Source organism: Bradyrhizobium sp. DN3 (genome assembly GCF_041357655.1).
Lineage (GTDB): Bacteria > Pseudomonadota > Alphaproteobacteria > Rhizobiales > Xanthobacteraceae > Bradyrhizobium.
In genome coordinates this window covers 130287-153560 of record NZ_JAULLN010000001.1, presented here as the reverse complement: position 1 = coordinate 153560, position 23274 = coordinate 130287, and the positions used below count along the sequence as shown (strand labels likewise).

Below are 23274 nucleotides of genomic sequence, written 5' to 3'. Positions count from 1 at the left end.
CGGACGTGGATGGCGAAGACAAGCTCGCTACAAGCCCGGCCATGACGAGAGGACAGGGCTACCCTCGATCCGCGGCAGTTAGGTGGACCGGCGCTTGCATGGTAGACAGCCCTGTATTCCCAACAAAGCTTGAGACCCTCCATGCCCATCGTGAACCGCGTCGCCGACCTCCAACCCGATATTCAGGCCTGGCGCCGGGACATCCATCAGCATCCGGAGCTGCTATATGACGTTCACCGCACCGCAGCATTCGTTGCGGAGCGTTTGCGCGAGTTCGGCTGCGATGAGGTCGTGACTGGCCTTGGCCAGACCGGCGTGGTCGGCGTAATCAAGGGCAGCAAGCCGGCCGGCGAGGGGCTCAAGGTGATCGGCCTGCGCGCCGACATGGACGCGCTGCCCGTCGAGGAGCAGACCAACCTGCCTTACGCCTCCAAGACCCCGGGCAAGATGCACGCCTGCGGCCATGACGGCCACACCGCGATGCTGCTGGGCGCGGCGCGCTACCTCGCCGAGACCCGCAATTTCGCCGGCGATGCCGTGGTGATCTTCCAGCCGGCCGAGGAGGGCGGCGCGGGCGGTGCGGCTATGGTCAAGGACGGGCTGATGGAGCGCTTCGGCATCGAGCAGGTCTACGGCATGCATAACGGCCCGGGCATCCCGATCGGCTCGTTTGCGATCCGGCCGGGGCCGATCATGGCGGCGACCGACGAGGTCGACATCATGATCGAGGGCGTCGGCGGCCATGCCGCGCGTCCGCACAAATGCGTGGACTCCGTGCTGGTCGGCGCGCAGGTGATCACCGCCTTGCAGTCGATCGTCGCGCGCAGCGTCGATCCCTTGGAATCGGCGGTGATCTCGATCTGCGAATTCCACGCCGGCAATGCCCGCAACGTCATTCCGCAAACGGCGACGCTGAGGGGCACCATCCGCACGCTGTCGCCGGAGGTGCGCAAGCTGGTCGAGAAGCGCGTGCACGAGGTTGTGGCAGGAGTGGCGCAGATCACGGGTGCCAAGATCGATCTGCGCTACAAGCGCAACTATCCGGTGGTGAACAACCACGCTGCGGAGACCGAGGTGGCAAGGCGCATCGCCAAGCAGGTCGCAGGGGACGCCAACGTGCACGAGATGCCGCCGCTGATGGGTGGCGAGGATTTCGCCTACATGCTGGAAGCGCGGCCCGGCGCCTTCATCTTCTGTGGCAATGGCGACAGCGCCGGCCTGCATCACCCCGCTTATAATTTCAACGACGAGGCGATTGTCTACGGCACGTCCTATTGGGTCAAGCTGGTCGAGGAATCGCTGGCTGCGTCGTAGTTCACCTCGCCCGCTCTTGTCCGCCGAAGCCTCGGCGAAGGCGGATGCGGGGAGAGGTCGGAATGCGCGCTTAGCGCGGATTCCGGGTGAGGGGGACTCTCCGCGAGTCCGTCTCTCACCGTGATCGCGGAAGCAGCCCCTCACCCCAACCCTCTCCCCGTAAGAACGGGGAGAGGGAGCGGACAGGTACTCAGAACATCCGCGAGAAGATCACGTAGAGCGTGGCCGACAGCATGATCGCGCAGGGCAGGGTCAGCACCCAGGCCATCAGCAGGTTGCGGATCGTCGACCATTGCAGGCCCGAACCGTTCGCCGCCATGGTACCGGCGACGCCGGACGACAGCACGTGGGTGGTCGAGACCGGCAGGCCGAACACGTCGGCGGCACCGATCGTGGCGGCAGCCACGAGCTCGGCCGAGGCGCCCTGCGCGTAGGTGAGATGGCTCTTGCCGATCTTCTCGCCCACGGTGATGACGATGCGCTTCCAGCCGATCATGGTGCCGAGGCCGAGCGCGATGGCGACCGCGATCTTCACCCAGTTCGGGATGAACTTCGTGGCGGCATCGAGCGAGCCCTTGTAGGTGTTGAGCACCGCGATCTCATCCTTGTTGAGATCGTTCGCCTTGTCCTTCATCAGGAAGCGGATCGCTTCCGAGGTCAGGTACATGTCATTGCGGGTGTTGCCGACGGCTTCGGCGGGTACCTTGCTCAGCGTGCCGTATCGGGCAACCTGATCGCCAACGTCCTTCACCAGCACGGCGAGCGAGGGATAGGTACCGTCGTTGAGCTCGTGCAGGGCGATGTACTGCGTCACCGCCGGACGAGGATCGCCGATAATGCTGTGGCCGGCGCCTTTGGCCGAGATCACCTTGGAGGCGGCCTCGGAGGTCTTCTGGAACTGGGCGACCTGGGATTCCGGCAGCGCGCGGTTGAGGGCGTAAGCCGTCGGCACGGTGCCGATCAGGATCAGCATGATCAGGCCCATGCCCTTTTGGCCGTCGTTCGAGCCGTGGGCGAAGCTGACGCCGGTGCAGGTTGCGATCAGCAGGCCGCGGATCCACAGCGGCGGCGCCTTGTTGCCTTCGGGCGCGGCATAAAGCGCCGGGTTGCGCACGACGAACTTGAGCAGCAGCAACAGCACGGCGGCGCAGATGAATCCGAACAGCGGCGACAACAGCAGCGCGTAGCCGATCTCGGTCGCCTTGCTCCAATCCACGCCCGAGGTGCCGTCGCGGCCGCGCATGACGGCGTTGGCGACGCCGACGCCGATGATCGAGCCGATCAGCGTGTGCGAGGAGGAGGCCGGCAGGCCGAAGAACCAGGTGCCGAGATTCCACAGGATCGCGGCGATCAGGAGCGCGAACACCATGGCGAAGCCGGCGCTGGAGCCGACCTGGAGGATCAGCTCGACCGGCAGCAGCGAGACGATGCCGAACGCGACCGCGCCGGAGGACAAGAGCACGCCGAGGAAGTTGAAGAAGCCCGACCACATCACCGCGACTTCGGCCGGCAGCGAATGGGTGTAGATCACGGTCGCCACCGCATTGGCGGTATCGTGGAAGCCGTTGACGAATTCGAAGCCGAGCGCGATCAGGAGCGCGACGAACAGGAGGATGTAGGGCAGGTAGGTCGTCACCCGCGTGCCGGTCGCGTTGATGTCGACATAGATGCTGTAGGCGACGAACAGCAGGCCGGCGGCGAGGATGCCGAAGAACAGGATCAACGTCAGCGGATTGAAGCCCTTGTCGAGATTTGGCCGCGAGGCCGGCTGGACGGGCGCGGGATCTGTTACCGCGCGGTCGAATGCAACATCGGTCATGTCTGGACGCCCCTTAACTTTCAAGTAAGGGTATTGTCCGCGATGGATTTGAAGGCCGGATGACAACTAAGGCGTGAAGGCCGCTTTTGCTGCCAGTATTAGGCAGCCCGTGCAGCCTTCTTCTGCAAGCCGGCCGCGATCTTCAAATCGTCGACAAAGCGCTGATATTCCAGCACCTTGGTTTCCGGATCGGGCAGCCGCAGCAGATAAGACGGATGCACCGTCACCAAAGCCTTGCGCCCGTCGGGTAGTTCGATCAGCCGGCCTCGGTTTTTGCCGATTGGGGTGATCTTGCCGAACACGCTTTGCGCGGCGGTGGCGCCCATCGCCACGATGAGATCGGGCTGGATTGCCGAAACTTCCCGCTCATACCATTGCCGGCACGCCCGGATCTCCGGCGTATTCGGCTTCTGGTGCAGGCGGACCTTTCCGCGTGGCACGAATTTGAAGTGTTTGACCGCGTTGGTGACATAGACCTTCTTGCGATCGACGCCGGCCTCCTCCAGCGCGCGGTCGAGCATCTGGCCGGCCGGGCCGACGAAGGGATGGCCGGCAAGGTCTTCCTTGTCGCCCGGCTGCTCGCCGACCAGCATGATGTTGGCGGACTTCGGGCCTTCGCCGAACACGGTCTGGGTTGCGTCCTTGTAGAGATGGCAGGCGCGGCAATGCGCGGCCTCCTTACGGAGCGCGTCGAGATCATCGGCAGCTAGCTTGCGTTTCATCGGAGCCTCCGGCCGCGGGGTGATCCACCCGCCGGTCCAGCGTTCGGCATCGGCGAGCAGCGGTTCAAGTATCGAGGCTTTCGACAGGTTCCTGTGACTCTTCTTCGGCGCTTCCGGCGTGATCGGGTGGTCTGGAAAGTGGCGGCGCCAGGTTTCCTCCAACCGGTTGGGGGCGGGCATCTCCGTCTGGCTGATGCCCGGGGTGAATGAGATCGCGTGGCCGTCCCAATGGGCGCAAATGTCGGGCGTGAGGATCGACCAGGGCATGTCGGCGTAGCGGCGCGCGAAGAAGGGGGCGGTGAATTCGACGATGTGATGCTCCGGCACGAACCAGGCCGCGTAATGTGCGTTGTGCTCGCGTCCGATTTCGCGGAAGCGAATGACATCGCGCATCCGCTGCATGTCGCGATGCACGCTGACGGCCATCGCTGTCGCCTGCGCGACGTCCGGATCGGCTCTGGTCTCGAGCAGATCGTGGTCGGTCCGCAACCGCCACAGCAGGCGATAGAGCAGTGCAAAGCGTTCACCGTCGCGGTGCAGGGCCGCGATGCGGGCGAGTTCGATGAAATTGGCCGGCACGCTGAAGGTGCCGTCGGTTTCGATCGGCGGAATGCCTGGCGCTTCGCATAGACCGGCCGGCGCCGCCTCTTTCGCGCGGCCCTGCACGCTCCAGGTCACGTCGGCCGGCGCGATCTGATGCAGTGCGAGCGCGCGGGCGGTTTTGCGCCAGCTCTCGAAATCGGTCTGGCTGTCGAGAGTGATGAGGTACATGGCACTTGAATCCTCTTGATTCTGCTCATGAATCCGACTGAGCGCCAATTCGATTGACTCGCGGGGCGCTGTTAGCTTTATATTAGAACATATCATGAACAAATGAGCCAGCCGTTGGTTCTTCTTTTGAGGACCACGGCATCAATCTCTGAAGGAGCGGCGAGCATGAGCGGCGCACGCATCAGCGCGCTTGCGACCTTGCGCAGCCAAATCGAGCGCATCGAGACAGCGGAGGTCGTGCATCATCGCGATCGCGTCGCGCTCGGCCACAGCGAGGCTGACAGCGCGCTGAAGGGCGGGCTCGCGCGCGCGGCGATCCACGAGGTGTTTTGTGAGGGCCGGCAGGGGACAGCCGCGACGGGCTTCGTCATGGGGCTTGCGGGCCGCGTGACGGCACGCAAACCGCTATTGTGGGTGCGGCAGGATTTTTCGGAGCTCGAAACCGGCGCGCTGTCGATGAGCGGGCTTGCCGAACTCGGCCTCGACCCGCGCCGCGTGGTGATGGTGCGCGCCGCCGATGTCGAGAGCGCACTGCGCACCTCGGCCGACGCGCTCGCTTGCGATGCGCTGGGGGCCGTGGTGCTCGAGCTCTGGGGCGAGATCAGGCAGTTCGATCTCGTGGCGAGCCGCAAGCTGACGCTGGCCGCGCAATCTTCCGGCGTCACCGGGCTCTTGCTGCGCATGGCCGCGCAACCGATGCCCTCGACCGCGGAAACACGATGGATGCTGCGCGCGGCGCATTCACCGCCGGGCCCGGTGTGGAGTGCCTGGGGGGCGCCGCGCTTCGATGCCGAGCTCTTGCGCAATCGTCATGGCCCATGTGGCCGGTGGATCATGGAATGGAAATGTGATGAGTGCCAGTTCAGTGAGCCGTCGACGTGTCCTCAGCCTGTGGCTGCCGCGCCTGCCAATCGACCGGATTCAGCGGTTCTTTGGCAACGTCGGACTGCATAAGAGCAATGATCCAAGCATCGTCGTCATCAAGGACAACAATGCGCTGGTGATCCATGCGCTGGACGAGGCAGCCGAGCGCCTCGGCCTGTATATCGGTCAGCCGCTGGCGAATGCGCGGGCGATGTGCCCGGACTTACGTGTGTTCGACGCCGATGTCGTGGCCGATGCGAAGACGCTCAGCGATGTCGCGGACTGGTGCGACCGCTTCACGCCGCTGGTGGCGCTCGATCCGCCGCACGGGCTGTTCCTCGACATCACCGGCTGCGCGCATCTGTTTGGCGGTGAAGCCGCGTTGTTGCGGACGTTGGTCCGCGCATTGGCCCGGCAGGGGTTTGCCGTCAGCGCGGCGATCGCCGGCACCTCGGTCTGCGCGCGCACGCTGACGCGGCAGGCCACGGGCACCATCGTGGCCGATGGCGAGGAGGCGGAGGCGATCAGCCGGTTGCCGATATCCGCGCTCGGCGCAGGCGAGATCATCACCAACGGCCTGCGCCGCGCGGGGCTGAAGACCATCGGCGATGTCGCCGCGCGCACGCCGAGCGAGATCACGGCGCGGTTCGGCGCACGGTTCTCCACGCTGCTGGCACATGCACTGGGGCAGGGCGATGCGCCGATCAACCCGCGCAAGCCGCTGCCCGACTACATCGTGGAAAAGCGCTTTGCCGAGCCGATCGCGACCGACACCATGATCGCGATGACGCTGTCGCGGCTCGCCGACACGTTGATCGCGTCCATGGAGAAGCAAGGCAAGGGCGCGCGGCGCCTGGAGGCTGCCTTCTTCCGCACCGACGGCGTGGTGCGCGCGATCACGGTCGAGACCGGACGTCCGGTGACGCGAAGCGCGGTCATTGACCGCCTGTTTCGCGAGCGCCTCGACGCACTCGCCGATCCGCTCGATCCCGGCTTCGGCTTCGACATGGTGCGGCTGTCGGCGAGCCGCACCGAGATCGTGGTGCAGGAGCAGCGCGATCTCGACGCTCATGTCCACGACAATGACGAGCTCGCCGCGCTGATCGACCGCATTGCCGCGCGCATCGGCGGCAAGCGGGTCGTCGTGCACCTGCCGCAGGATACCCATATCCCTGAATGCGCGGTGCTGGCCGCGCCGGCGCAGCATCATCTCGCCGCTGCCATGCAGGCCGAATGGCCGGCACGTGCCGAGAGCGAGCCGCCGCTGCGCCCCTTGCGGCTGTTCGACAAGCCGGAGCCGATCAAGGTGCCGTTCGCGACCGTGCCAGACGGTCCGCCACATCAGTTCACCTGGCGCCGTGCGCTACATGCGGTGGTGCGGGTGGAGGGACCCGAGCGCATCGCCATGGAATGGTGGCGGCAGGACGGCAAGCAGCTCACGCGGGATTATTTCCGTATCGAGGATGCCGAAGGCCTGCGCTTCTGGATCTTTCGCGACGGTCTTTATGAGGGGGAGTGCTTCGATCACGACGGCAAGCCCGTTCCTCCCAGCTGGTATGTGCACGGTCTCTTCGCATGAACACGCCTGCCTATGCCGAGATTGGCATCACCACCAATTTTTCCTTCCTGCGCGGCGGCTCGGATCCGCGCGCCTATGTGCATCAGGCCAGCATCCTCGGCATCCCCGCGATCGGCATCGCCGATCACAACACGCTGGCCGGCGTGGTGCGCGCCTACAAGGAGCTCGACAATGCCGAGGTGCTGCACAAGCCGAAACTCCTGATCGGCGCGCGCATCGTCTTCGTCGACGGCACGCCGGATATTCTGGTCTATCCGCGCGACCGCGCGGCCTATGGCCGGCTGTGCCAGCTTCTCACCAAAGGTAAGCGCGGCGACGACATCACGCGGATCGAGAAGGGGGAATGCCGTCTCACCTTCGCCGATCTCCTTGAGTTTTCGGAAGGTCAGCTCCTGGTCCTGACGCTGCCGCATCGTTTCGAACCCGCGCAGGCGCTGGATGTTCTTGCGAAACTTAGGGACAGCCGCGCCGAGGGCGTGTGGCTGGCGGCGAGCCTGATCTATCGTGGCGACGACCGGCGCCGGCTGGCGCGGCTCGATGATCTCGCGGCAGAAGCACGAGTGCCGCTGCTCGCGACCAACGAGGTGCTCTATCATCATCCGGCGCGCCGTCCCTTGCAGGACGTGCTGACCTGCATCCGGGAAAAGACCACGATCGAGTCGGTCGGACGGAAGCTGGAAGCCAATGCCGAGCGGTTCTTGAAGGCGCCCAGGGAGATGTCGCGGCTGTTCCGCGATTTCCCCGAGGCGATCACGGAGACCATGCGCTTTGCAGACGCAATCGACTTCTCGCTCGATCAGCTCAAATACCAATATCCGGACGAGCCGGTGCCACCGGGCAAGACCGCGCAAGGGCATCTGGAGGACCTGACCTGGGCGGGTGTCGACAAATATTTCGGCGGCAAGATCGACGACAAGTTGCGCGCGACCCTGAACAAGGAGCTCGCGCTGATCGCCGAGCTGAAATACGCGCATTATTTCCTCACCGTGCACGACATCGTGCGCTACGCGCGCAGCCAGAATATCCTGTGCCAGGGGCGGGGATCGGCGGCGAACTCGGCCGTGTGTTACGTGCTCGGCATCACCTCGGTCGATCCGACCAAGGTCGATCTGTTGTTCGAGCGCTTCATCTCCAAGGAGCGACTGGAGCCGCCTGACATCGACGTCGATTTCGAGCATTCGCGGCGCGAGGAGGTGATGCAATATGTCTATCGCCGCTACGGCCGCCACCGCGCCGCGATCATCGCTACCGTCATCCATTACCGCCCGCGCAGCGCCATCCGCGACGTCGGCAAGGCGCTGGGCCTGACCGAGGACGTCACTGCCGCGCTCGCCGATACCGTCTGGGGAAGCTGGGGCAAGGGCCTCAACGACATGCAGGTCAGGCAGGCCGGGCTCGATCCCAACAATCCCATGATCAACCTCGCGGTCGAGCTCGCAACCGAGCTGATCGAATTCCCGCGCCACCTCTCCCAGCATGTCGGCGGCTATGTGCTGACGCAGGACCGGCTCGACACCTATGTGCCGATCGGCAACGCCGCGATGGACGATCGTACTTTCATCGAATGGGACAAGGATGACGTCGATGCGCTCAGCATGATGAAGGTCGACGTGCTGGCGCTGGGCATGCTGACCTGCATCCGCAAATGTTTCGATTTGATCGCGGAGCACAAGGGCGAGCGCTGGGTGCTGGCGAGCGTTCCGCAGGACGATCCCAAAGTCTATGACATGCTTTGCGACGGGGAATCGCTCGGCGTGTTCCAGGTCGAGAGCCGCGCGCAGATGAACATGCTGCCGCGCCTGAAGCCGCGGACGTTCTACGATCTCGTCATCGAAGTCGCGATCGTACGTCCGGGGCCGATCCAGGGCGATATGGTGCATCCCTACTTACGGCGACGGAACGGTCAGGAGGAGGTGCGTTATCCCTCGCCGTCGCCCGAGCATGGTCCTGCGGACGAGCTCTACAAGGTGCTGCACAAGACCAAGGGCGTGCCTCTGTTCCAGGAGCAGGCGATGCGGATCGCGATCGAGGCGGCAAAATTCACCTCCGAGGAGGCCAATGGCCTGCGCCGCTCGATGGCGACCTTCCGCAATGTCGGCACCATCGGCAAATATGAGGACAAGCTGATCGGCAACATGGTCGCGCGCGGCTATGATGCCGACTTCGCCAGAAGCTGCTTCGACCAGATCAAGGGCTTTGGCTCCTACGGTTTCCCCGAGAGCCACGCCGCGAGCTTCGCGCAGCTCGTCTATATCTCTTCATGGCTAAAGCATTACCATCCCGACGCCTTCTGCTGCGGCCTCTTGAACTCGCAGCCGATGGGCTTTTATGCCCCGGCACAGATCGTCGGCGATGCCCGCAAGAACGGCGTCGAGGTGCGTAACATCGACGTGTCCTACAGCTTTGCGCAGAACACGCTGGAGCAGGGGAAAGACAAATATTGCGCCGTGCGCCTCGGTTTCCGCCAGATCGATGGCTTCCACTGGCTGGACGAGGATGAGGAACGCCTGAAGCGCTCCCAGCTGTCATTCCGGGGCGCACGGCTTGTCCGCCGAAGCTCTGAGAGCGAAGGCGGAAGCGCGAACCCGGAATCCATCGCGCCGCATATGCCTGGAGGAGGAATGGATTCCGGGCTCGCGCCAAGTGGCGCGCTCCGGAATGACGATGGGGAGGCAGCTCAGAACAATACGGAGAGAGCCCAGGACTGGGCCGACCGCATCGTCGCCGCCCGCAACCGCCGTCCCTTCACCTCGCTGGAAGATTTTGCGCGCGATACCGGCCTGCCCAAGCGCGCGCTGATCCTGCTGGCGGATGCCGACGCGTTCCGCTCGCTCGGGCTCGACCGCCGCGAGGCGCTATGGCAGGTGCGGCGGCTGCCTGACGACGTGCCGCTGCCACTGTTCGAGGCGGCCACCGCGCGCGAGCAGCCGGACGAGCACGCAAAGCCGTTGCCGGTGATGCCGCGCGCCGAGCAGGTGGTCGCCGACTATCAGACCATCCGCCTGTCGCTGAAGGGACATCCGATGGAGTTCCTCCGCGAGATGTTCTCGCGTGAGCGCGTCATCGCCTGCAAGGATGTCAGCCATGAGAACGAGCGGCGCCGCGTCCGCTGCGCCGGCGTGGTGCTGGTGCGGCAGCGGCCGGGCAGCGCCAGCGGCGTCGTGTTCATGACGCTGGAGGACGAAACCGGCATCGCCAATGTCGTGGTATGGCCCAAGATCATGGAGCAATACCGCAAGGAGGTGATGGGCGCGCGCCTCATCCTGGTCGAAGGCTATATCCAGAGCAGCCCCGAAAAGGTGACGCATCTCATCGCCCAGCGCATGATCGATCGCTCGCACGATCTGATCGGTCTCGCCAACGATGCCTTAAGCCGCAAGCATCCGGTGCCATCAGGCGCCGATCTGATCGAGCCGCTCAACGACGGCCCCCGCGCTCACGCCGATACCCCCGCGCAAAAAATCCGCCATCCCCGCAACGTCCGCATCCTGCCGCCGTCGCGGGATTTTCATTGAGGTTTTGTTCAGCTCGCGCAATCTCTCACCGTCACCCTGAGGCGGCCGCTTCTTCAGCGGCCCTCGAAGGGCGACGGCCCGGCTGCATCGTGGCCGTTCATCCTTCGAGGCTCAGCCTGCGATGCTTTGCATCGCAAGCTTCGCACCTCAGGATGACGGGGCGGTTACGAACCTTGTCGCCCCTAAAAATTCACCCGGTTCGAAATCGCGCCGTCCACGACGAGATTGGACCCGGTCGTGAACGATGACACCGGGCTCGCCAAGAACACCGCCGCGCTCGCGATTTCCTGCGGCGTGGCCATGCGGCCGGTCGGATTGCGGCTTATCGCATCCTTGTAGCGCTCGGGCATGTTCTGCTCGATCATGTTCCAGACGCCGCCCTTGAAATAGACGGTGCCGGGCGACACCACGTTGACGCGGATCTTCTTCTTCGCATATTGCCGCGCCAGTCCCTTGGCCATGTGGATCAGCGCCGCCTTGATCGGGCCGTAGGAGCTGGCGAGGTCAGCCTGTGCGGCCGAGATCGAGGAGATGATGACGAAGGCCGCATCGCCGCTTCTCTCGCCGCTGGCTTCGAGGAATGGCCGCGCGGCATCGAACGCATGCACGGCGCCGAGCACGTCGAGCCGAAAATTCTGCTCCCAGGACGCGGCATCCTGGCCCTGCGCCATCGCGCCGGCATTGGAGAACAGCAAATCGATGCCGCCGAGTTCTTCCACGACATTCTCAATCCAGGCTTTCAGCGCCGCGCCGTCGCTGACGTCGACGGGGCTGCCGATGGCGCTGACACCGCTTACCTTCAGTTCAGTGACGGTGGCCGCAACCTGATCGGCGTTGCGAGCGCATACCGCGACATTGGCGCCTTCACCGGCGAGTGTCGCCGCAATCGCCCGCCCGATGCCGCGCGTGCCGCCGAGCACGATGGCGTTCTTGCCTTTGAGACCGAGATCCATTGTTGGACTCCTTTTTGTTGGTCGTGCGGAGCTTAGTTGTTTGAGCGAGGATGTCGAATTCGTTCTCGGTGTCATACCCCGCGCAGGCGGGGTATCCAGTACGCCGCGACGTCTCCGTTCTATCACCAGCGTCTCTGGAATACTGGATCATCCGCCTTCGCGGATGATGACACCGTGCGAGATGGCCAAGAGCGCCTCTCACTCCGGCGCCGCCCCCACCGGCGGGCCGCCGGGTGGGCGATGCAGGAAGGTCAGCGAGACGTAGGCGCCGGCCCAGGAGCCGATCGCGGCGAAGGCGACATAGAAGGCGTTCTCGGTGTAGCTGATCACGGCGTAGGAGGAGAGCAGGTACCAGATCGCGCTCCACGTCGCGGCCGGTACGCGCTTGCGCGCGACCACGGCCGAGGTGAACATCACATAGACCGCGTCGGTGGCCGCCGTTGCGACGAACACGGCGCCCGCGGTGAGGGGATCGATGGCGGCCATTGCAATCCTTTCTCTGAACGTGGGATGGTCGCGAAAACTAAAGGGAGAGAAGCGGCCATGCAAAGCTCCGCCGACATTCTCAAGTGCATCTGGACCTCCGCCGGCGGCGATTCGGCTGCCCTCGGCCGCGTGCAACTGACGGGCGAGGAGCCGCAGATCCCATCCTCGTTCCGCGTCGCCGTCGCCGGCCAGACAACGATCGCGGCAGCCGGCCTCGCCGCCGCCGAAATCTGGCGACTGCGCAGCGGCGAGGTGCAGGACGTCTCCGTCGACATGCGTCATGCGGTCGTCGAATGCCGATCCGAGCGCTATTTGCGCGTCGACGACAAGCCGCCGCCCCCGGCCTGGGACGCCATCGCCGGCGTCTACAGAACCGGCGATGGCCGCTTCGTCCGCTGCCACACCAATTTCCCGCATCACCGCGACGCTGTCTGCAAGGTGCTCGGCTGCGTGCCCGAGCGCGAGAAGGTGCAGGCGGCGCTGATGCAATGGAAAGGCGAGGATTTCGAGACTGCGGCTTACGCTGCGGCCGGCGTCGTCGCCCTGATGCGCAGCTACGACGAATGGTCGGCGCTGCCGCAGGCGCGTGCGCTCGCCGAACTGCCGCTGATCTCGATCGAGAAGATCGGCGAGGCCCCGGCGAAACCGTGGCCCCAAGGATTGTCGAACAGCGATCGTCCGCTCGCGGGTCTCCGCGTGCTCGATCTCTCCCGCGTGATCGCAGGCCCTGTCGCGGGCCGCACGCTCGCCGCGCACGGTGCGGACGTGCTGCTCGTCTCGGGGCCTGAATTACCCGCCATCCCCTGGCTCACCATCGACACCGGCCGCGGCAAGCTCACCACCTTCATCGAACTGAAGAGCGAAGCGGGCAGGGCGCAATTGCGCGCGCTGTTGAAAGACGCCGATGTCTTCTCGCAAGGCTATCGTCCGCGCGCGCTCGCCGCCCTCGGCTTCGCACCGGAGGACGCGGCGCAAATTAGTCCCGGCATCGTCTATGTCACGCTGTCGGCCTATGGCCATGCCGGCCCCTGGGCGGCGCGGCGCGGCTTCGATTCACTGGTGCAGACCACGACCGGCTTCAACCAGGCGGAGGGGCAGGCCGCCGGCATCGACGGTCCCAAGGAATTGCCGGCGCAGATGCTCGACCACGCCACCGGTTATCTGATGGCGTTCGGCGCCATGATGGCCAAGGCGCGCCAGGCCCGCGAAGGCGGCAGCTGGCACGTGCGCGTGTCGCTGGCGCAGACCGGACGCTGGCTGTGGAATCTCGGCCGGCTTGACGGCGGACTGGACACCCCGGATCTTACGGGGGACGCTGTACATGCAGCGTTCATCGAAAGCATGCCATCTGGCTTCGGCACGTTGAAGGCGGTGCGTCATTCGGCGGTGCTATCGACAACGCCGGCACAATGGAGCCGTCCGGCGATGCCGCTGGGCAGTCATCCGGCACAGTGGCCGGCGCGAAGCTGACATGAAGCTGACACGTCGCAACATTTTAACGCCAACCGAGAGGCGCCCAGCGTTTTTTAGGTTGTCTGAAATCTGAATTCAGCACTATTAGCGCGACCGATGAGGCAGTCATTTGCCGAGATCGTCGCAGACACGACCGGGCTCAATGGTAGTTGAAAATACCAAGCGATTGCAGGTGCTTACAAAACCACGGGTGATCACCTCCGTAGTTTTACTAGCTCTCGTCGGTGCCGGGGCCTACGGCTTCCTGCAGGCGGGGCCCAAGGAAAAGAAGCACTCCGACATCTCCAGCCAATCGCGCAGGAATGCGCAGACCTTCACGCCGACGCCGTCCGAATGGGCAACGCTGACGATCGAGCCGGTCAAGGCCAAGAGCTTCCGGGCCGAGTATGTCACCGAGGGCAAGGTCGCGGTCGACGAGGATCGCTCGACGCCAGTGTTCTCGCCCTATGCAGGCCGGGTCACCAAGCTGCTCGCCAAGCCGGGCGAGACCCTGAAGCAAGGCCAACCGCTGTTCACGATCGAAGCCGCCGACACCGTGCAGGCTCAGAACGATTTCGTCGCGGCGATGACGTCGCAGAACAAGGCGAGGTCGGCGCTCGAGCTCTCGGACATCCAATTCAAGCGCGCCAAGGACCTCTATGAAGGCCATGCCATTCCGCTGAAGGACTATCAGCAGGCGGAAGCGACCCAGGTCCAGGCGCAGAACGACATGCGCTCCTCGGGGACGGCGCTGGAAGCCGCGCGCAACAAGCTGCGCATCCTCGGTTTCACCGACGAGACCATCAAGGCGTTCCAGGAGAAGGGCGCGATCAATCCGGAAATCACGATCTATTCGCCGATCGCGGGCACTGTCGTGCAGCGCAAGATCGGCCCTGGCCAGTATGTCAGTTCCGGTGCCAGCGATCCGGTCTTCGTGATCGGGGACCTCTCCACGGTCTGGCTCACCGCGTTCGTGCGCGAGAGCGATGCGGCCGCGGTGTGCATCGGTCAGGACATCACCGTCAACGTGATGGCCCTGCCGGGTCGGCCGCTGACCGCCAGGATCAACTACGTCGCCGCCGCGATCGACCCCAACACCCGCCGCCTCCTGGTCCGCGCCACCATCGACAACAAGGACGGCCTGCTCAAGCCGGAGATGTTTGCCAACGTCACGATCTACTCGGCCGGCGACCGTGCCGCGCCGGCGGTGCCGAAACAGGCTTTGATCTATGAAGCCGACAAGGTCCGCATCTGGGTCGCGCGCGAAGACAAATCGGTCGAGCTGCGCCAGATCAAGATCGGCCTCATCAACGGCAACCTCGTCGAGGTCACCAGCAATCTGAAACCCGGCGAGCAGATCGTCACCAAGGGCAGCCTGTTCATCGACCGCGCGGCGTCCGGCAGCTGATCGACGACCCAAGAAAACTGAAGACCTGATGGATCGTCTCGTTGCTCTTGCCGTCAACCGGCGCTTCCTAATGGTCGGCATGTTCGTCGCCGTCCTGATCGGCGGCCTGATCGCGTTCAATCAGCTCAACATCGAAGCCTATCCCGATCCGACCCCGCCGATGGTCGACATCGTGACGCAGAGTCCGGGCCTGTCGGCCGAGGAGATCGAGCGCTACATCACGATCCCGATCGAGACCCAGGTCGCGGGCCTGAAGAACCTCACGACCATCCGCACCATCTCGCTCTACGGCCTCTCCGACATCAAACTCCAGTTCTCCTTCGCCTACACCTATGACGAGGCGCTGCAGCAGGTGCTGAACCGCCTGGCGCAGCTCGCGCCGCTGCCCGGCAACGTGCAGCCGCAGATCTCGCCGCTCAGCCCGATCGGCGAAATCTTCAGGTATCGTCTGGTGGGTCCGCCGAACTACAGCGTGCTCGACCTCAAGACCATCCAGGACTGGATCCTGCAGCGCCGCTTCCGCGCCGTACCCGGCGTCATCGACGTCACCGGCTGGGGCGGCAGGAGCAAGACCTACGAGCTCCAGGTCGATTTCAACAAGCTAGTCGCCAACGGCCTGACGCTGCCGCAATTGCTCCAGGCGGTCGGTAATTCCAACGTCAATGTCGGCGGCAATACCGTCAATATCGGCCAGCAATCGGCCGTGGTGCGCGGCGTCGGCCTGATCCGGTCGATCGACGACCTCGCCAACACCATGGTGGCGCAGTCCGGCGGCAATCCGGTACTGGTCAAGGACGTCGCCACCGTAACCGTCGGTCAGAAGCCCCGTCTCGGCATTGCCGGCCTCGACGAGTCCGACGATATCGTGCAGGGCATCGTCCTGATGCGGCGTGGCGAGCAGAGTTCGCCGACCATCAAGCGCGTCCACCAACTCGTTCAAACCATCAACAACTCCAGCATCCTGCCGCCCGGCGTGCGCATCGAGCGCATCTACGACCGCGGGGACCTGATTGAGCTCACCACCCACACCGTGCTGCACAACATGGTGGTCGGCATTATGCTCATCGTGCTGTTGCAGTGGATCTTCCTCGGTGATTTGCGCAGCGCGCTGATCGTCGGCGCCACCATTCCGTTCGCGCTGTTCTTCGCCGTCATCATCCTGGTGCTCCGCGGAGAATCGGCGAACCTGCTGTCGGTCGGCGCCATCGATTTTGGCTTGATCGTCGATGCCACCGTCATCATGGTGGAGGCGATCTTCCGCCGCCTGACCCAGACGACGCCGATGTCGGAAACCGAGCAAATGTCGAATGAGACGCTGTTCGGCATGAAGAGCCATGCCATCCTCAGCGCCGCGGCGGACGTTTCGCGCTCAATCTTCTTTGCAGCGGCAATCATCATCGCGGCCTTCCTGCCGCTGTTCACGTTATCCGGCGTCGAGGGCAACATCTTCGGGCCGATGGCGCGCACCTACGCCTATGCGCTGGCCGGCGGGCTGCTTGCGACCTTCACCGTCACCCCGGCGCTATCCGCGATCATCCTGCCCGCCCATGTCGAGGAGACCGAGACGAAGGTGATGCTGATCCTGCATCGGCTGTATTCGCCGCTGCTGCATTGGGCGGTCGCCAATCGAAACATCGTGCTCGGCGGCGCCGTCGGGCTCGTGCTGATGACGGTGGCGCTCGGCCGGCTGCTCGGTCTCGAATTTCTGCCAAAGCTGGAAGAGGGCAATCTCTGGATCCGCGCCACGCTGCCGCCGACCATCTCGCTCCAGGAAGGCAATACCTACGTCAACGAGATGCGCAAGGTCATCCGCGCCCGGCCGGAGGTCGAGTCCGTGGTGTCGCAGCACGGCCGTCCCGACGACGGCACCGACGCGGCCGGCTTCTTCAACGCCGAGTTCTTCGCGCCGCTCAAGCCTGCGAGCCAATGGCCCGGCACGCACGACAAGGAGGAGCTGACCGCCGAGCTGCTCAAGCAGCTCGACGACCGCTTCCCCGGCGTCGAGTTCAACTTCTCGCAATATCTCCAGGACAACGTCTCCGAAGCCGTCTCCGGCGTGAAGGGCGAGAACTCGATCAAGCTGTTCGGCAGCGACCTCCAGGCGCTGACCGACACCGCCAACAAGATCAAATCGGTGCTGGCCACCGTACAGGGCGTCACCGACCTTGCGGTGTTCACTTCGCTCGGCCAGCCGACCATCCAGATCGACATCGACCGTGCCAAGGCCGCACGCTATGGCCTCGCCCCCGGCGACATCAACGCCACGATCAAGGTCGCCATCGGCGGCGACACTGCGGGCGATCTCTATGAGCCGGGAAGCGACCGCCACTTCCCGATCATCGTCCGCCTCGCGCCGGAATACCGCAGAAGCGCGGAGGCGATCCAGAATTTGCGGATCGGCGCGCCGGGGCCGAACGGCACCGTCACGCAAATCCCCCTGAGCGAGGTCGCGAACATCAGCCTCGTCTCCGGCGCCGCCTACATCTATCGCGAGCAGCAGGAGCGTTATCTGCCGATCAAGTTCTCGGTGCGCGAGCGCGATCTCGGCAGCGCCATCCGCGAGGCGCAGCAGAAGATCGCCGAGCAGGTGCAGCTGCCGCCGGGTTCGCACATGGACTGGGTCGGCGAGTTCGGCAATCTCCAGGACGCGATCCGGCGGCTGTCGATCGTGGTGCCGATCTCGCTGGCGCTGATCGGCGTCCTGCTCTGGTTCAATTTCGGCTCGATGACCGACACGCTGCTCGCGATGAGCGTGATCCCGATGGCGATCTTCGGCGGGGTACTGGGCCTCTTGATTTCCGGCACGGCATTCAGCGTCTCCGCGGCGATCGGATTCATCGCGCTGTTCGGCATCGCCGTGATGGACGGCATCATCATCCTGTCGCAGTTCAACCAGCTCATCGAAGAGGGCATGGACCGCATGAGCGCGGTGGTGCGCACCGGCGAATTGCAGCTTCGTCCGGTGCTGATGACCTGCGTCGTCGCGGGCGTCGGCCTGCTGCCGGCGGCACTGTCGGAGGGCATCGGCTCGCAGGTGCAGAAGCCGCTCGCGGTCGTGGTCGTGACCGGCATGATGCTGGCGCCCGTGGTGATCCTCGTGACCTTGCCGGTCCTGATCTCCTTCTTCTCGCGCCGCGCGCGTTGACCGTCAGAACCCGTAGAGCCGCGCCGGATTGTCGACCAGGATCTTCTTGCGCACATCGGCATCGGGCGCCCACACCGGAAGCTGATTGAGCAGCCGGCCGTCGTCGATCTGATAGAGCGGCGCGATGTCGGTGGGCTTGCGCCCCTCGACGCGGCTGGAATCCGGATGCGGCCAGTCCGTGCCCCAGACGATGCGGTCCGGGTTCGCCGCGATCAGCGCCTTCGCGAACGGCACCATGTCCTGATAGTCGGGAGCGAGCTTTGATGAGCGGTAGGCACCCGAAATCTTGACATAGGCCTTGCCGGATTTCACCAGCGCGACGAGATCGGAGAAGCCCGGCTGCTCCAGGCCCTGCGAGGCTTCAAGGCCGCCAAAATGGTCGAACACGACGGGCACCGGCGCCGTCTCGACGAGGTCCTTGATCGCCGAGATCATGGCAAGCGTGGTGTAGAGTTGCACGTGCCAGCTGCGCGCCTTCATGCGCTCGACTGCGGCAGTGAAGCGCGGTCGGCCGACATTGGGATCGTTGACGCCGCCGGTCGCCAGATTGAGGCGGATGCCGCGGAAACCGTCCTGATGCATCGTGTCGAGCGCGCTCTCCGGTGTCTTGTCGTCGATCACGGCCACCCCGCGCGCGGTCGCGCCGCGCGCCTTCATGCCGAACAAAGTGGAGGAATTGTCGGTGCCGTAGACGCTCGGCGTGACGATCACTACGCGCTCGATATGCAGCGCCTTGTGCAGCGCGGCCATTTCTTCGGGACTCGCCGGCTCCGGCGTGTAGACGCGTCCCGCGAAGAACGGAAACTTTTCGACGTCGCCATGGATGTGGGTGTGGCAATCACAGGCGTGCGCCGGGACATCGAAATTGATCGGCGTCGCGGGCTGCGCCGCACGGGCGTGGGCTTTGCTGGTCATGGCTACTCCGGCGGCAAGGGAGGCCAAGAGGACGCCGCGTCGGCTGAGCATGGTTTCTCTCCTGCTTCGTTGTCGGCGAGTCTATAACATATCTCGGCGGTCGGGTCGCCGATATACGTCTTACGCGACCCGGCGGCGCTTTGACGGCCGTCCGCTTGTCGCGGGCTGTGCCGACAGGGTCAGGCCCAGTGCGCCGACGATGCGCATGACAGTGCCGAACTCGGGATTTCCGGTTTCTCCGAGAGCCTTGTACAGGCTTTCACGGTTCAAGCCGGCCTTCTTCGCGATCTCGCTCATGCCGCGCGCCCGCGCGACGAGGCCAAGCGCATCGCGTACGAAATCTGCATCGCCGGTCTCCAGCGCGGCCGCGATATAAGCGGCCTGCCGCTCTTCAGTGTTGAGGTAGTCGGCCGCATCAAATCGGGTTGTCTTCGTAGCCGTTTTGGCTACGGCTTTGGACGTTGCCTTGGGCATCACACTGTCTCCGCCAGCCTTTGGGCTTGTTCGATGTCCTGACGTTGTGTGCGCTTGTCGCCGCCACATAGCAGGATCCACGATCTGCGCTCCGCGCTGCACATAGTAGATCCGATAGCCCGGGCCGTAATCGATGCGCATTTCCCGGACATTGCGGCCGACGCTCTTGCTGTCGCCGGGATTGCCCATTTCCATGCGGCGAACGCGGACGGCGATCCGGGCGACCGCGTTGGCGTCTTTGAGCCGGTTCAGCCACTCCGAAAAATGCTCGGTTTGCCTGACCTCGATCATGAGGATCAATCGTAGTCTATGGGCTACAAAGTGTCAAACAAGTTGGTTGAGCCGCGTCGAGTTGGCCAGTGTAGCTTTGACGCGGATATGTCCCGAACCTCTACTGCCCCGATGGCGTGCGCAGGCCGTGCCAGGCGTCGCGGACCTGCTGGTAATGCACCTCGGGCAGGTAGTCCGGCGTGTTCAGGCTCAAGGTCTTGACGTCGAGATGGCCGACGGCGCTGAGCAGCGTGTAGGAGGCGATGACGCGATCACGCAATGCGCCGATCAGACGGGCCTTGGCCTGAATCAGGTCGGCCTGCGAGTTCAGCACGTCGACCGTCGTGCGCTGTCCGCCGGCGGCCTCGCGCTGCACACCCTGGAGCGCGACGGTCGCCGCCTTCACCTCGGACTCCGAGGCCGAAACCGTGATCTTGGCGCCTTCATTGGCAACCCAGGCGCTGACCGCGGCCGTGCGCGCCTGGTTGCGCACCTGGTCGAGCACGAGCCGGCTCTGCGCCGTGATCTCCTTGGCCTGCCGGGTCTGCGCCGCGGCCTGGCCGCCGTCGTAAATCGGGGCTGTGACGTTGGCGACGATCGAGGCCTGGTCCTCGGCGAAGGTGCCGAGCGTCGGGTCGTTGTTGCGGCTCTTGCTGGCGCTGCCCTGGATGCTGGCGCTCGGCAAAAGCGTGCCTTCGGCGATGCGGATATTGGTGGAGGCGACGTCGACGTCGAAGCTTGCGGCCATCACCGCCGGATGCTGGCGGATCGCCATCGTCATCGCGTCCTCGCGGCTCTTCGGCAGATAGCGGTCGACGACCTCGGCGGGCCGAAGCTGCGACGGCGCATTGCCGATCACCTGCGCATAGGTGGCCTGGCTGACGGCGAGCGCGACTTCGGCGGCGTTGAGATCGGCAAGACCGCGGTTGAGGCGCGCCTCGGCCTGGGCGGTATCGGTCGGCGTGACATCGCCGGCGTTGAGCCGGCGCTGGGTGACGGCGAGTGTTTCGCGCAGGAAGGCGACGTTGGAGCGCTGCGCTTCGACCAGCGACTGGTTGGCGAGCACGTTGGTGTAGGCGGTGACCGCATCGAGCAGCACACCCTGACCGACATTGCGCAGCGCCTCGCGGCCCGACTGCACCTGGAGTTCGGCGGCCCGCACGCTGTTGGCGGTGCGGAAGCCGTTGAACAGGGTCTGCGTCACGGTGACGCCGATGATCCAGGGTTTCAGATTGGCGGTCTGGATGGTGTTGTCGGGCAGCAGATTGCGCACCGATTGCAGGCCGGCGCTGAGGCTGGCCACGATCTGCGGCCGGTAGCCGGCAAGCGCCTGCGGCACGTTCTCGTCGGTCGCGCGCTGCCGTGCGCGCTCGGCATTGAGCTGGGGGTTGGTCTGGTAGGCCTTGGCGAGCGCCTCGGGCAGGGCTTCCGCCGATACGGCCGAGGGCAGGGCGCAACAAAGCGCCAGCGTGGTCCATGTCGCAAGCACAGGAGCCACGCCCGATCGATGCCGCGTCATCACGCGACCAGCTCTGGCGGCACGCCCAATCATGTAATCCCGCAAAACCCTGGCTGTCCGCCCCCGCCGACGGCGGCCCTCTTAACTGTTTAACCAGCGCAGGTCCCGCAGGCAAACTGCCGCGGGGAAAACCCCCATGAAATGCGTGCTTGTTGCAGCTTCGTCACAGGGGGGGCCTCAGGGGAGCGAGAGAGCCTTACACCAGCCTTGCACCAGCCTTGCCGCGGCTTGGCTTTACCGGTTCTTGTTCACCGGCTTGCGCTTCTCGATGAACGCCGCCATGCCCTCGGAGCGGTCTTCCAGCGCGAAGGTCGAGTGGAATAGGTTGCGCTCGACGCTCATGCCTTCGGCGAGCGTGGTCTCGAAGGCGCGGTTCACCGCTTCCTTGGCCATCGCGGCGGCAGGGCGCGACATCGCGGCGATCTTCTCGGCCGCCGCCATCACCTCGTCCATGAGCTTGTCGGCGGGCACGATGCGGCTGACGAGGCCGCTGCGCTCGGCTTCCGCCGCATCCATCATGCGGCCGGTGAGGCAGAGGTCCATCGCCTTCGATTTGCCGATCGCGCGCGTCAGGCGCTGGGTGCCGCCGATGCCCGGAATGGTGCCGAGCGTGATCTCGGGCTGGCCGAACTTTGCGGTGTCGGCTGCGATGATGACGTCGCACATCATGGCGAGTTCGCAGCCGCCGCCGAGGGCGTAACCCGCGACTGCCGCAATGGTCGGCTTGCGGCAGCGTGCGACGCGGTCGCCGCCGATCGCGGCAAAATCCTCGGAGAACATGTCGATGAAGCCTTTCGGCTGCATCTCCTTGATGTCGGCGCCGGCGGCAAAGGCTTTCTCGCTGCCGGTCACGACAATGCAGCCAATGGCCTCATCGGCCTCGAGATCGTCGACGGCGGCCGCAATCTCGCGGAAGACGCCGAAGGAGAGCGCGTTGAGCATCTTCGGCCGATTCAGCTTGATGATGCCGACCGCGCCTTTGCTCTCGACGATGATGTGTTCGAACGTGCTCATGTTCCACCCACGCTTTTGATTGGGCGGGCAATGTGCCCGCTGGCGCGGTGGGCTTCAAGAGGGCCGGACGCAGGACGCGCGGGCCGCGCGTCCTGGCGGAACTGACGGTCAGGCCATGAACATGCGCGCGGCGGAGGCCAGCGTCAGCAGCGTGCCGACGCCGATGAAGATCTTGCCGATCAGGGAGCTCTGGTCCCAGGCCGAGCTCTGCTGGGTGCTTGCCATCACCGGCGAGGGGCGCGGCTGTGCTTCGGTTGCGGCGATCACAGCCTTCTGCGCCGGCGAGCTGTCCTGTTGCAGGGCGCGGTCGATGTCGTTGAGCTGATCGGGGGCCACCACTTGGGTGTCGGCGTTCGCTGCGGTGTTATTGGCGGTATCATCGGCCGCCGCCTGGACGTTGTCATTGGCACGGCCCGTCATCGCGGAGGCCGCAGCCGCGGTCGGCGTATCGGCGGCGACCTGTGCATTGGCGTTGGCGACTTCCGGCGGCATCTGGCTCGAGGCCGGCACGCCGTTGTCGGCCTTGGCCTCGGCGGTATTTGCCGCAGCATCGTTCTTGTCGGCCTTGTCGTCGGGTTTCTGCGCCGTCTTGCTGCTGCTGGTACGGCGCGACTCGTGGCGCCGGTGCTTGCTCTGCTTGGCCGCGTCGGCCTGCTTGCCTGCGCTGTCGGAGTTGCTGCTTGCGGCTGAGCTCGGCGCCGCCTGCGCAACGCCCCCAAACAGCAAGAAAAGCCCAGCCACGAGGATCAGGGCCGTGCGCCCGCTGGCTTTGATCATCTTGACGATCTCCCCAATTCCGCCCGTCCCGGGAACGAACAGAGACCCTGGGGCGTGACCACAGCGGGGCAGAAAATGGGAATCTTCTGGCTACACCGGGCAAAAGCGGGGCAAACCGCCCCTCGCGGCCGGCCGCACGGATGCGGGCCGGACTGATCGGTGTTATGAGCCGTCGCGGGCTCTTACGGTCGCACCGGACACGGAGGCTCGGCAGCGATCACGAATTCGTGATCTCTGGGGGTGCAGGGGTAACAAATTGAAAGAGCGGCCGAATTGC

General features: G+C 64.9%; 16 protein-coding genes and 1 pseudogene. 7 read left to right on the top strand and 10 right to left on the bottom strand.

All coding sequences use genetic code 11. The features are described from left to right. Positions 1-141: 141 nt before the first annotated feature. The gene (locus AAE027_RS00690; RefSeq protein WP_370985229.1) at positions 142-1314 is read left to right on the top strand and encodes a M20 aminoacylase family protein; all 1173 of its coding nucleotides are present in this window, start codon (positions 142-144) and stop codon (positions 1312-1314) included. A 190-nt stretch (positions 1315-1504) separates the two neighbouring features. Here the strand turns inward: AAE027_RS00690 and AAE027_RS00685 are convergent, their stop codons facing one another. Together AAE027_RS00685 and AAE027_RS00680 are read right to left on the bottom strand one after the other, a co-directional pair. Next, entirely contained in the window at positions 1505-3133 is a 1629-nt protein-coding gene (locus AAE027_RS00685; protein ID WP_370985230.1) for an inorganic phosphate transporter, read from the bottom strand. Between the two features lie 98 nt (positions 3134-3231). After that, positions 3232-4626 (bottom strand): UdgX family uracil-DNA binding protein, encoded by a 1395-nt coding sequence (locus AAE027_RS00680; protein WP_370985231.1) that lies wholly within the window; start codon positions 4624-4626, stop codon positions 3232-3234. 165 nt (positions 4627-4791) lie between these two features. Here AAE027_RS00680 and AAE027_RS00675 point away from each other — a divergent pair, with 165 nt between their 5' ends. From AAE027_RS00675 to AAE027_RS00665, 3 genes are read left to right on the top strand one after another with little or no spacing between them, the layout of a single operon-like run. After that, complete coding sequence (locus AAE027_RS00675; protein WP_370985232.1) at positions 4792-5580, top strand: ImuA family protein; 789 nt, start codon at positions 4792-4794, stop codon at positions 5578-5580. Continuing rightward, entirely contained in the window at positions 5477-7069 is a 1593-nt protein-coding gene (locus AAE027_RS00670; RefSeq protein WP_370985234.1) for a Y-family DNA polymerase, read from the top strand. Before AAE027_RS00675 ends, AAE027_RS00670 begins: the two co-directional genes overlap by 104 nt. Continuing rightward, positions 7066-10584: an error-prone DNA polymerase gene (locus AAE027_RS00665; protein ID WP_370985235.1), complete on the top strand. Its 3519-nt coding sequence runs from the start codon at positions 7066-7068 to the stop codon at positions 10582-10584. The genes AAE027_RS00670 and AAE027_RS00665 overlap by 4 nt, the downstream gene beginning before the upstream one ends. Positions 10585-10766: 182 nt before the next feature. Here the strand turns inward: AAE027_RS00665 and AAE027_RS00660 are convergent, their stop codons facing one another. Beyond that, entirely contained in the window at positions 10767-11537 is a 771-nt protein-coding gene (locus AAE027_RS00660) for an SDR family NAD(P)-dependent oxidoreductase (protein ID WP_370985236.1), read from the bottom strand. Between the two features lie 198 nt (positions 11538-11735). Further along, positions 11736-12023 (bottom strand): hypothetical protein, encoded by a 288-nt coding sequence (locus tag AAE027_RS00655; protein ID WP_091890782.1) that lies wholly within the window; start codon positions 12021-12023, stop codon positions 11736-11738. Positions 12024-12080: 57 nt separating this feature from the next. Between AAE027_RS00655 and AAE027_RS00650 the strand changes: the two genes are divergently transcribed. The 3 genes from AAE027_RS00650 to AAE027_RS00640 all read left to right on the top strand — a co-directional run bounded on the left by AAE027_RS00650 (position 12081) and on the right by AAE027_RS00640 (position 18028). Beyond that, a complete protein-coding gene (locus AAE027_RS00650; protein WP_370985237.1) occupies positions 12081-13493 on the top strand; it encodes a CoA transferase in 1413 nt (470 codons plus the stop codon). Between the two features lie 145 nt (positions 13494-13638). Continuing rightward, positions 13639-14883: an efflux RND transporter periplasmic adaptor subunit gene (locus tag AAE027_RS00645; RefSeq protein ID WP_370985238.1), complete on the top strand. Its 1245-nt coding sequence runs from the start codon at positions 13639-13641 to the stop codon at positions 14881-14883. A gap of 28 nt (positions 14884-14911) precedes the next feature. Further along, positions 14912-18028 carry an efflux RND transporter permease subunit gene (locus AAE027_RS00640; protein WP_091890792.1) on the top strand — a complete coding sequence of 1039 codons (3117 nt, stop codon included), beginning with the start codon at positions 14912-14914 and terminating at the stop codon, positions 18026-18028. 3 nt (positions 18029-18031) lie between these two features. On the opposite strand, the gene AAE027_RS00635 is transcribed toward AAE027_RS00640, so the two are convergent. The 6 genes and pseudogenes from AAE027_RS00635 to AAE027_RS00610 all read right to left on the bottom strand — a co-directional run bounded on the left by AAE027_RS00635 (position 18032) and on the right by AAE027_RS00610 (position 22997). Further along, positions 18032-18994, bottom strand: coding sequence for an amidohydrolase family protein (locus AAE027_RS00635; protein WP_370985239.1), 963 nt, complete (start codon positions 18992-18994; stop codon positions 18032-18034). Between the two features lie 69 nt (positions 18995-19063). Then, positions 19064-19417 (bottom strand): addiction module antidote protein, encoded by a 354-nt coding sequence (locus AAE027_RS00630; protein WP_370985472.1) that lies wholly within the window; start codon positions 19415-19417, stop codon positions 19064-19066. 138 nt (positions 19418-19555) lie between these two features. Further along, a pseudogene (locus AAE027_RS00625) lies at positions 19556-19708 on the bottom strand (type II toxin-antitoxin system RelE/ParE family toxin); the annotation flags it as partial. Positions 19709-19808: 100 nt separating this feature from the next. Next, positions 19809-21239, bottom strand: a complete 1431-nt coding sequence (locus AAE027_RS00620; RefSeq protein ID WP_370985240.1) for a TolC family outer membrane protein — start codon at positions 21237-21239, stop codon at positions 19809-19811. Positions 21240-21440: 201 nt separating this feature from the next. Next, a complete protein-coding gene (locus tag AAE027_RS00615; RefSeq protein WP_128934981.1) occupies positions 21441-22220 on the bottom strand; it encodes an enoyl-CoA hydratase in 780 nt (259 codons plus the stop codon). A gap of 108 nt (positions 22221-22328) precedes the next feature. Beyond that, positions 22329-22997: a hypothetical protein gene (locus AAE027_RS00610; RefSeq protein WP_370985241.1), complete on the bottom strand. Its 669-nt coding sequence runs from the start codon at positions 22995-22997 to the stop codon at positions 22329-22331. Positions 22998-23274 lie beyond the last annotated feature (277 nt).